A 9,281-nucleotide genomic window follows, 5' to 3' on the forward strand; every position below is an offset into this window, starting at 1 on the left:
CGCAGGGTCGCTTCGAGCGCAACGCAGAGTCCACGCCAGCGGCCGCATCATGGTCGCCGGCCAGGGCATCAAACTCGGTCCCCGCCACCGCGGCAGAATCGTCACCGTCGTCATCGAGGACACCTACCTGCGCATCCTGCACGGCGAGGAAGAGATCGCCGTTCGACCCCGAAAAAGCACGAAACCGATAGCCCGATTTCACGTCACCGGCGCCGGTGTCAGACCCGACGAACGTCAAGAATGTCCTGACGACAATCCGTCAAAGATGTCCTGAGCCCATACATCGACAGCCAGAACGCTCTTGCCCGGGTTGCAACCCCCCGCGGGCCACGCCGAAACTCGCCGTACGAGTTGTCGAAGACCACGACGTCGCGCTCGATACGGCCGCCGCCGCCGAGCTAGCGCTGAATTCGATAGCTGTAGGGAACACTCCGGGACTACGCGAACGGTTTGCGCGCTGCGCCGCACCGACGAACTAATCGAACTCTGGGTACGAGGAGGACTTCGTCGTCGGCATCGCGGCCAGTCGACCCATTGCGTCTATCCACTCCCGGTACACCTGCTAGCTCTACCCACCGGGAGAAACAACCGTCGCGGCTACTGGCACTACCGCCCACACAACGACGACGCGCCGCCCTGACCGTCAGGGCTGCCGCAAGCGTCACTTGGTTCGAATCTGTCTACGCCGCAAGGCCCAGCAGCAGAGGGTTCCCGTATGGCTGAGACCATAACTCGCGCCCAGTTCGATCTCACCGAGCATCTCGAAGCTGGCACAAGGCGCAGACGATTTCCCTTACGTCCGCACAGTTCGGCCCGACGACGACTAGATACCCGACGGGGACGAGGCGTCGGAATCGGTCCACTTGGCTGCCGGCGCCAAAATCAGCCTGCAGTGTGCTTGATCAGCGCTGAAACGAACTCCCCCCAAAGCGGAGCGGGGATGCCGTGTCCAGCTTTGTTCATGACGACCAGTTCCGCTCCGGGGATCGCCTGGTGCAAAGCAATTCCGTGTGCCAGTGGAAATACAGGATCGTTGCTGCCGTGCACGACCAGCGACGGAGCTTTGATGTCGCCGAACCCGCCGTTCCTCGGTGCGTCGAACTCGATCATGAAGTGGTTGCCCAATGCTGAAGCCATGTGGTCGGTGCGGGCGACATCGATGCGCGCGAGCTGACGCACCTCATCCTCGTCGAAGTACGGTGACAGTCCGGCGTACACCTTGTTCAGACCTACGATCCACTCAGTGACCTCGTCGGTGTTATCCGGGCCAGGAATGTGCGAGGAGTACTCGATGACCGCCTCGGACATCCCGGGTAGATCGGCATCGCCGGTCGTGGTGCCACAGAAGGTCAGCGTCTGCACCCGATCCGGATAATCGATGCCTAGTGTCGCAACGGTCGCACCGGACATTGACCGACCGACGAAGTGCGCCTTTTCGATGCCCAGCTCATCCAGGATGCCGATGGCGTCTTTCGCCAGGTCGCTGAGTGCATAGCCGGGACGACCAGGCGGGTAGCTGGTCGACCGACCAACGTCGCGGTTGTCGAACCGGATTACGAAACGACCGCAGGCTGCGATGTACTCGCACAGTTTCGACTCCCACCACACCATAGACGCACATGCGCCATGGATCAGCACAATGGCCGGATCTACAGCGTTGCCGAAGGTTTCAATGCATAGATCGACACCGTTGGTAGCGATGAACTGCTCGCCGTTGGACATAGTGGACAGTCCTCCTTGGAAGGTCAAGAATTTCGCGCGCCGCTCGGATCGACTCGACATCTGCTCATAGTCTTTCCGGCCAGGTCGCTCCGCACGTCGAGGCACGGCTATGTGACACCCGCTAAGGACGCCCGTACCACCTCGGTGACCCATCGCTGTGCGCGCTTGGTGGTACCGGGATACATATCGCAGTCTATCCAGATGAGATCCGCGCCACGGCGAACCACTGCCGAGCCGTACGCTGTACTGGTCCTCTCACTGTAGGCCACGCAAGCCTCCTCACCCAGGCCACTGGCGCCTTGGAACGGACCCGCGGGCCCGCTGGTTCGACCGGCTCGACAGAACTCCGAGAGTGCCGTCGAGGCTCGGTTGGCGCCGGAATGCCAAGCAACTGAGCCGTACCGCAACACTCGCACCTGCATGGACCCGTAAGATCTGGAACCGACAAGACGAGGTTCAGAGACGGTGAAGTTGCACGCCGCGTCCGGCCCCGACGAGTAGACGGACTCGGACTGCACAACACCGGACGGCACCAGCGACCGGAACAGGTCGGGTCCGATCGCCGCACACAGATCATGGGGCGCGGCTGCAGCCGGGTGATCTCTCTCCCAAATCCCAAGCAGTATCACGTAGCCGACCACTCCCAAGGCGGCCGTGAGCCCGATCGCCAGCGGCAGCAGGCGGCCCCAACGCCGTCGCATCGCGGATCGTGGCATGCATTTCCCTTCATAATCGCGACGGCTTCCGCACGTGGATGACGAACGGCAAGCACGTTCCGGTCGGCGAGGTAACGGCGCACTCCGTTGCGCACGAATCAGCTTCGACCACACCCACGACGTCCGGGAGAACGGCCAATCCCGTTTCCTCGGCTATCATTCGCCAATTCCGTTCTGTGGCCGGTCGAATTCTCCTTTGACTGCACCGTCACAGAAGTCTGACCATTCCTTCGGCGTGAACACCAGCATTGCACCGGTGGGATCACGAGAATCCCGGATAGCAATGTTTCCGTCCTCAAGGAAAGCAATTTCGACTGACGGATCATCACCAGAGTGCAACGAGCTTCGACGCCATTCTTCCACGCCACCGGCACGGTTATCATTGTTCATAGAATTTGGGCCAACCACATCCAGCGGATCAGCCCGCTCCCCTTTCAGTAATCAGGATCAATCATCAATATCATTGGACGCCAGCAATGAACAGGCCCATCGCTGCAGAGCATAGAGAGGGACCGGACCAGGCCATCCCCTTATTTCATGGGGTCGAATACGCGTTCCCGCACGGGAAACCGTAGCGACCTCAACTCGGTCAGCTCCTTCCTTGACGACGCGTTCGATATGCCCCATATACTCCACTTTCTCCCGAGTGTAATACTTCGTTCAGCAACCGACTAGAACGAATTTTACGCGTATCAGGGTTGTCGCAGCCATGCTCCACACCCGCGCCATCGACAGGCAAACCCTTCGACCACCGAGTTTGTCGCGAAGCGGGTTGCAGCACAGCCAGCCCCACTACAGCTTTTCTCGGATCACCATGAAAGGTTCACCCTTGCGTAAATTCGATCAAGCGGCGCAAGGCAGTTCAGGGCCAGCCGAGGACATGAGACGGTATATGAACGGCGTTCAGCAGGCCCGGCGTGTTCGCCTGGGACTAGGTCCAGTGGCATGCACCAGTCGTCGCGGGTGCGGACTTCGGACTACTCGCGTCGTCCGCCACTCAGCACGTGCGGCTCGGCCCCAGGTCACCTCACTGGTACGACGCCGACCCACAAAGCTCGCTCGCGAAACCGCCACGCTCGACGTGCTAAGAGCTCCTATCAGGTTCGGTTGCGGAGTCTTCGCCAGCAGATGAGGGCGGCGGGGGTGCATGCCAACGGGTTCACCTGTTGGTACAACGGCACCGACTTCACCCTGGATTTCCTGGCTTATCTGCCCGATCCCGCCGCTGCGGGGCAGCGCGGTCCGGTGATGCGCCAACCGGTGCAGGTCACCGCGCGGGTGGAGTTCCCACCCGCGTTGATCTTCCGGTTTATGCGCACGCTCGATGACGCGATGAGCAACTATGAGCACCAGTTCGGGCACATGACCTCCCTCGGCGACTGAAACCGCTCCGCCACACGCAGGCGAGGAGAAAGATCTCGTGAGGATCACCGCTCACGACTGCAGATCTGGGACCGTGCCCCGCATGTCCACCACGCGGCCGCCGATCGGCTCGGTGACGCTCCCGACGCCATTGATCACCTCGCGGCATTCCACCACCACGTCATCGCGGGCGCACACCCGCCGGCCACGCCACCCCCACCACCCATCAACAGCGACGACCAGCACGACGAAGCACCACCCGCGTCGAGTGGGAACAGGCGATCACCGGTGCCGGTCGAAACGGCAACACCGCCCGGGTCCAGCGCGGGGCACCCGTCGGGGTAGCCGGGCGTTGAGTTGCTGGAAACAGGCGCTGTTCGTGCTGGTGTGGTTCCGCAAGCAGGAAGAACTGGCGGCGCTGGGCGCAGGATTCGGCATAAGCCGCGCCACCGCGTATCGCTACCACGCCGAGGGCGTCGCCGTGCTCGCCGAGCAGGCGCCGGACCTGCATGAAGCCCTGGCCCGCGCGGGACGAGGGCTTCGCCTACGTGATCCTCGACGGGAAGGTCTTCGACTCCGACCGCTGTGCCGAGCAGGCCACCAGCGTGCGCGGTGGGCAGATTGACCTGGGGTATTCCGGGAAAGCTCACAGGCGCGGCAGCAGTATCCAGGCGATCTCGGCGCCGACGAGGTTCCCGCGTGTGTTGCCGACGTCACCCGGCTCGGTCCACGCCCTTGGTCGCCGCCCCTGAACATGTCCTGGCCGCACTGCATTGGGCAGCATCGCAACCCTTCTTCCCTTCTTCTTTGATTCCCCGGCTGCCCTCGTCGACACGGGTGGCGTCGGGAGCGGTGGCGTTTTCGAATGTCTTCGCCAGCTGGTCCAGTAGGGTCGGCAGGCCGCCCACTCGCGTCATCCTAGAGCGGCCTGCATGGCGACCCCGTCGACGTAGGAATGCTTCTCCTTCACTGCGCCGTCCTCGATGAGGACATAGTCCGCGAGGTCGACGCATACGTGCTTGCCGGTTGCCGAGGCCCCGGTCAGCTGCCATTGCACCACCCAGAAGTCGTCTCCGACGCGCATCGAGACCAGGTGGAACGTCAGGTCGGGAACCAGGGCGAAGGTTGCCGCCGCAGCCTCGCGGATGGCGGACCGCCCTCGGGCTGGTTCCTGGCCCGAGTGCAGGTGGAACACTGAGTCGACGGTGTGGAGTTCAACGATTCGGTCCGGGTCACGGTCTACCCAGCAGGCGTGGTAACGCTCGAACAGTTCGCGCGTGGCGATGGTCATGGTGGGAAGCTCCAATGATTGCACAAGCATTTTCATCTATGCGACAGAAGGGATCTGCGAAAATCATTTCGAGTGAGGTTGCTGGATCGTCGGTCGTCTCCGTTCGTTGGTGTGGGGCCTCGGAGAGCTCGAGCAGCGTCCAAGGCTCGGCACCTCACTGCAACTGCTCGACGACGCGATCCAACGCAGTAATCTCAGCATCTCTTAGAGCTCCTAACAGGTTCTGTTGAGTGGCGGTGACTCTCGTTGCGGTGCAGTATGTTTCGTTGTGGCGGCACCGTGGTCGTGGATGACGAGTTGTGGGCAGTGATCGAACCGCTACTGCCGGTCCGGGCGCCGGGCACGCCGGGACCGGCGCGGATGGACGATCGACTGGTGTGCAGGGGATCTTGTTCGTGCTGTTCACCGGGATCGAAACACCACATCCTGACCTGCGGAAACGGGCTGCCTCTCGCGGTCGCGCTGTCGGGGGCCAACGTCAACGACCACTCGATGCTGCAGGAGTTGCTCGACCGGGTCCGGCCCCTGCGCGGCAGAGCGGGTCGGCCACGCCACCGGATCAACGCACTGATCACCGGCAAGGGTTGCGACTATCCGCGCGTGCACGCCGACCTGCGGCAACGTCGCATCACCGGCTACATCCCCCGCCGTGGCACCCGCGACAAGGTGACAGGGCGATGGATCGTCGAACAATCCCTGGCCCTGCTCCACCAGTACCGCCGCCTCGCCACCCGCTGGGAACGCCGCACCGACATCCACCAAGGACTCCTCAACCTCGCAGCCACCCTCATCTGCTGCCGAAGACTCCGCAACCGAACCCGATAGGACCCTAAGGACCTCGTCGGTGTGGGGTGGGGTATGGGCTGTGGTCACGGCCGCTCCATTCGCATCGATCAGGGAAATTCGTGTTGCGTGAGCCCGTGCATTGTGGCGACAGGCACGGGCCACCGCTTCGGATACCTCCGTTGTGCGCACGCGCAACGGACACGCACCGATGTCCGCGAGTCCGCTGTCACCGACACCACGCTGATGAGTTGGGTATCAAAGCTCGACTTCGTGCACTGTGGCGGCTCGCACGTCGAGGACCGCCAGCAGGACCATCCGGCACACGGACCTGTTCGACAGTGTCCGTGCAGTGTTATCATGCCGTGCGCCGCGGCTCACCGGAATTCCTGGACGAGATCTACGAATGCCGGTGGAAGAGTTTCGCTTTCGGGCGCCGGTTCGCGGAATGTGGTGCCAAGCTCGTAGCCGAGTGATCCGGCAGCGGCACGTAGGCAGTCTTCGCTCGGCTCGTAGCCAAGGTCGCACAGCATGTCATCCGTATACAAGAGGCAATAGTGTAGTGATCGGAAGAACTGGTTCCTGATCGGTCGGCTGCGGGAGAACGACTCTGTCAGCCGAATGGGGTATGTGTACGCGGCGTCGTGGTGCGCCCGGAGCATCCGTAGCAGGCAACGCGTGCGGTGCTATCGCCATTCGTGGTGGACACATCCGTCCGTCGACAATTCCGATTCTCGTCGGATGGGTGAGATGTTCCTATGGGGGAAATACCGCATCCTCTGTCCACTTGACCCACCCCATCGATAAGACCGATCAGTATTACAAGGTCTGATCGGCTCGACGCAGGGCCTTGACGGGCACTCCGACCAGCAGCCGTTGCCGATAGATATAGTGGTCGATGATCAACGGCGCAGGAAGCACGCACCACGACTCTGGATCCGCGTCTAACGGAGAGAGCGATTCAGCAGGGGCGCATGGAGCTAATCACGTTATCCCAGCCAGAACCGAAGTTTCCTCTTGCGCCTGGGGCGAGAGTGAGCGTTCCGCCCCCATAGTTCCAGTCGGGGTGCACGCACCACCAGCTTCCGGTCGCGTTGTGGTAGGAGCTGGCCTGATTGTCCATGCAGAAGGTAAATCCGCTTGTGCAAGTGAGAAATATGTTGCTAACCGCAGACGAACGGCCAAACACGCGGCCGGTCTGATTTGGGTGCTCAAAGAGGCAAAATACACCACTCGAGCAAGACGCCTGCGGTGTGACGTCCGGGTCGTCCTGGGGCTCGGACCAAGCGGTAGCCCCGGTGCCGACGATTGAGCCAGCAGTGATAAGCGCAACCGTCAGCCGCAGCCACCTCATCGAAGTATTTTTACTGAGCTGCACAGCAATTCGTCCAAAGTGTGGAGTCATGGGTGTAAACATACCGCACTGGAAGTGCCGCGAACCCGTCGTAGTGGATTCTTGTAAATTTCTTTCAAGATCAACGGGTGCTCCGCCAGGCCAGCCCGAGGTTAAAACTCAACCTAGTTGCCTCGTCCAAGTAGGTTGCTCGGTAACCGGGTGTCGGGTTGATCGTGGACCTGTTGCCGGTGATGCTGCCGGTGGAGGTGGTGCTGGTGGCTCGGAAGCCGGAAGTGTTTGTGCGAGCGGTGACCCCGGAGGAGGGGCGGCGGTTGCAGAAGATCACCAAGACGAGCAAGCAACCGGTCAGGATGCGACGAGCGATCGTGGTGATGGCCTCGGCCCAGCGGCAGCCGGTTCCGGCGATCGCGAGGTTGATGCAGGTCAGCGAAGCGTATGCGCGGCAGGTGATCCACGATTTCAACGAACGGGGGTTCGAGGCACTGGACCCAAAATGGAGCGCGGGCAGGCCGCGGAAGGTCGATCGAGCGACACGCGTGAATGCATCGGCTGCATCGCTCGGTGCGCCCGCGGGACCTGGGTTGGCCGTTCTCGGCATGGAGCCTGTCGAAACTACGAGAAGTACTGATCAGCAACGGAATCGCCGATAGCAGCCGTGAAACTCTGCGTCAGATCTTCAAGGCCGAGGGGTGTCGTGGCAGGCGGTCAAGACCTGGAAGCCGGGACCGATCCCGAGTTCACCGCGAAGATGAACCGGGTCCTGGATCTCTACGACCACCAGCCCACCGGCGGGCGGGTGGTCGGGACTGCCGCACGATCAGGTGACAGGTTGACCTGCCCCACCGGATGGGTTCCAACTCGGGTTGCTAACTGTCAGCCTTCCCGAAAGGCTGACCGACGTGCCACGCGCCTATCCCGCCGAGTTCCGGACCAGAGCGATCGCTTTGGTCCGGGCAGGCAAACCTGCCAAGCAGACCGCAGTTGAGCTCGGCATCCATCCGGTGACGTTGTCGAAGTGGTTGCGCCAGGACGACATCGACCACGGACTACGACCGGGCAAACCGTCGACGGAGTCGGCGGAACTGCGTGCAGCTCGTCGCCGGATCCGCGAACTGGAAACCGAGCTGGCGATCGTGCGGCACGCCGCGAAGTTTCTCGGGGAGGACACTTCTGGCCCAAAAGGCGATTCTACCCGGTGATCGACAGCCTCGTCGCAGCCGGGGCGCCGGTCGATCGGTGCTGCCGGGTCCTGGGTGTCGCCAGGCAGAACTACTGCAAGGCCAAGCGGCGCCCGACCACACCGACACAGCTGCGGCGCCAATGGCTCACGGGAGTGATCCGAGAAGTCCACGTCGCATCACGAGGCACTTACGGCTACCGCAGAATCCACGCCGAACTGACGATGGCGATGGGCATCAAGGTCTGCTCACGCACCGCATCGGTACTCATGACGCTGGCCGGGATCCGCGGGCTGCCGGCCCCGGAACGGGCCAAGAACCTACGCGGCGTGGTGACCGCCGATGACCTGGTCAACCGCAAATTCCATCGGCTGAATCCGAACGAGTTGTGGGTCACCGACATCACCGAGCACCGCACGAAGGAAGGACGGGTCTACTGCGCCGCAGTCCTGGATGCCTTCAGCCGCAAAATCGTGGGCTGGTCCATCGACTCCCGCGCCGACTCCACCCTCGTGGTCAACGCCCTGACATGGCCATCCGCAACCGGCGGCCCGCTCCGGGCGGGATCGTCCACGCCGATCACGGATCCCAGGGCGGATTCAACTGGTCGTCGCAACACGCTAGTGCAGCGATCGTAGATGGTCAGCCATCGCTTCGGCGGGTGTCCGCCATCCGAGGACTTCCCGGGGACGGTTGTTGAGTGCGTGGGCGACCGCGGTCAGCTCGGCAGTGCTCCACCGGGAAAGGTCGGTGCCCTTCGGGAAATATTGTCGGAGAAGTGGAGTGGTCCCATGAAGTTGGACACCGTAAGTAAGCGTCCATCTTCAGGAGGCAGGCCGATGTACTCGGGAAGCATGTTGAGTCAGGCCGAT

Annotated in this window: 11 protein-coding genes and 2 pseudogenes; 5 read left to right on the plus strand and 8 right to left on the minus strand. The window is 62.3% G+C overall.

Translation table 11 applies throughout. From position 1 onward, the window contains the following. From ACZ6DL_RS37660 to ACZ6DL_RS37670, 3 genes are all read right to left on the minus strand, one after another. On the minus strand, positions 1-238 hold a 238-nt coding region (locus ACZ6DL_RS37660), incomplete at its 3' end, for a hypothetical protein (protein WP_466058472.1). A gap of 644 nt (positions 239-882) precedes the next feature. Next, on the minus strand, positions 883-1,722 hold the full coding sequence (locus ACZ6DL_RS37665; protein WP_466058474.1) for an alpha/beta fold hydrolase: 840 nt from the start codon (positions 1,720-1,722) through the stop codon (positions 883-885). 872 nt (positions 1,723-2,594) lie between these two features. Beyond that, positions 2,595-2,828 carry a DUF397 domain-containing protein gene (locus ACZ6DL_RS37670; protein ID WP_466058476.1) on the minus strand — a complete coding sequence of 78 codons (234 nt, stop codon included), beginning with the start codon at positions 2,826-2,828 and terminating at the stop codon, positions 2,595-2,597. Between the two features lie 717 nt (positions 2,829-3,545). Between ACZ6DL_RS37670 and ACZ6DL_RS37675 the strand changes: the two genes are divergently transcribed. Beyond that, positions 3,546-3,821 carry a DUF3467 domain-containing protein gene (locus ACZ6DL_RS37675; protein WP_466058478.1) on the plus strand — a complete coding sequence of 92 codons (276 nt, stop codon included), beginning with the start codon at positions 3,546-3,548 and terminating at the stop codon, positions 3,819-3,821. A 51-nt stretch (positions 3,822-3,872) separates the two neighbouring features. Here the strand turns inward: ACZ6DL_RS37675 and ACZ6DL_RS37680 are convergent, their stop codons facing one another. Beyond that, positions 3,873-4,046, minus strand: coding sequence for a hypothetical protein (locus ACZ6DL_RS37680; protein WP_466058480.1), 174 nt, complete (start codon positions 4,044-4,046; stop codon positions 3,873-3,875). Between the two features lie 106 nt (positions 4,047-4,152). Between ACZ6DL_RS37680 and ACZ6DL_RS37685 the strand changes: the two genes are divergently transcribed. Continuing rightward, positions 4,153-4,425, plus strand: coding sequence for a transposase family protein (locus ACZ6DL_RS37685; RefSeq protein ID WP_466058482.1), 273 nt, complete (start codon positions 4,153-4,155; stop codon positions 4,423-4,425). Between the two features lie 21 nt (positions 4,426-4,446). Here ACZ6DL_RS37685 and ACZ6DL_RS37690 read toward each other — a convergent pair whose 3' ends face one another. Both ACZ6DL_RS37690 and ACZ6DL_RS37695 read right to left on the minus strand, forming a co-directional pair. Beyond that, the gene (locus tag ACZ6DL_RS37690; RefSeq protein WP_466058484.1) at positions 4,447-4,584 is read right to left on the minus strand and encodes a hypothetical protein; all 138 of its coding nucleotides are present in this window, start codon (positions 4,582-4,584) and stop codon (positions 4,447-4,449) included. A gap of 129 nt (positions 4,585-4,713) precedes the next feature. Next, positions 4,714-5,091, minus strand: a complete 378-nt coding sequence (locus ACZ6DL_RS37695; RefSeq protein WP_466058486.1) for a nuclear transport factor 2 family protein — start codon at positions 5,089-5,091, stop codon at positions 4,714-4,716. 285 nt (positions 5,092-5,376) lie between these two features. Between ACZ6DL_RS37695 and ACZ6DL_RS37700 the strand changes: the two genes are divergently transcribed. Then, positions 5,377-5,916, plus strand: a complete 540-nt coding sequence (locus ACZ6DL_RS37700) for a transposase (RefSeq protein ID WP_466058488.1) — start codon at positions 5,377-5,379, stop codon at positions 5,914-5,916. Between the two features lie 919 nt (positions 5,917-6,835). Here the strand turns inward: ACZ6DL_RS37700 and ACZ6DL_RS37705 are convergent. Beyond that, positions 6,836-7,291, minus strand: coding sequence for a peptidase inhibitor family I36 protein (locus tag ACZ6DL_RS37705; RefSeq protein WP_466058490.1), 456 nt, complete (start codon positions 7,289-7,291; stop codon positions 6,836-6,838). 152 nt (positions 7,292-7,443) lie between these two features. On the opposite strand from ACZ6DL_RS37705, the gene ACZ6DL_RS37710 reads away from it, so the two are divergent. Beyond that, positions 7,444-7,881, plus strand: coding sequence for a helix-turn-helix domain-containing protein (locus ACZ6DL_RS37710; protein WP_466058492.1), 438 nt, complete (start codon positions 7,444-7,446; stop codon positions 7,879-7,881). Positions 7,882-8,130: 249 nt separating this feature from the next. Then, a pseudogene (locus tag ACZ6DL_RS37715) lies at positions 8,131-9,001 on the plus strand (IS3 family transposase); the annotation flags it as partial. Between the two features lie 28 nt (positions 9,002-9,029). Here ACZ6DL_RS37715 and ACZ6DL_RS37720 read toward each other — a convergent pair. Then, positions 9,030-9,197 (minus strand): annotated as a pseudogene (locus tag ACZ6DL_RS37720) (IS30 family transposase); the annotation flags it as partial. Positions 9,198-9,281: the final 84 nt, after the last annotated feature.

This window comes from Nocardia sp. NPDC041819, from assembly GCF_055590505.1.

What these genes read in the sequence shown, in the direction of transcription:
- ACZ6DL_RS37695 (WP_466058486.1), bottom strand. Translation starts at nt 5,091, where the DNA reads ATGACCATCGCCACGCGCGAACTGTTCGAGCGTTACCACGCCTGCTGG.
- ACZ6DL_RS37705 (WP_466058490.1), bottom strand. Translation starts at nt 7,291, where the DNA reads ATGTTTACACCCATGACTCCACACTTTGGACGAATTGCTGTGCAGCTC.
- ACZ6DL_RS37690 (WP_466058484.1), bottom strand. Translation starts at nt 4,584, where the DNA reads ATGCTGCCCAATGCAGTGCGGCCAGGACATGTTCAGGGGCGGCGACCA.
- ACZ6DL_RS37665 (WP_466058474.1), bottom strand. Translation starts at nt 1,722, where the DNA reads ATGTCCAACGGCGAGCAGTTCATCGCTACCAACGGTGTCGATCTATGC.
- ACZ6DL_RS37670 (WP_466058476.1), bottom strand. Translation starts at nt 2,828, where the DNA reads ATGAACAATGATAACCGTGCCGGTGGCGTGGAAGAATGGCGTCGAAGC.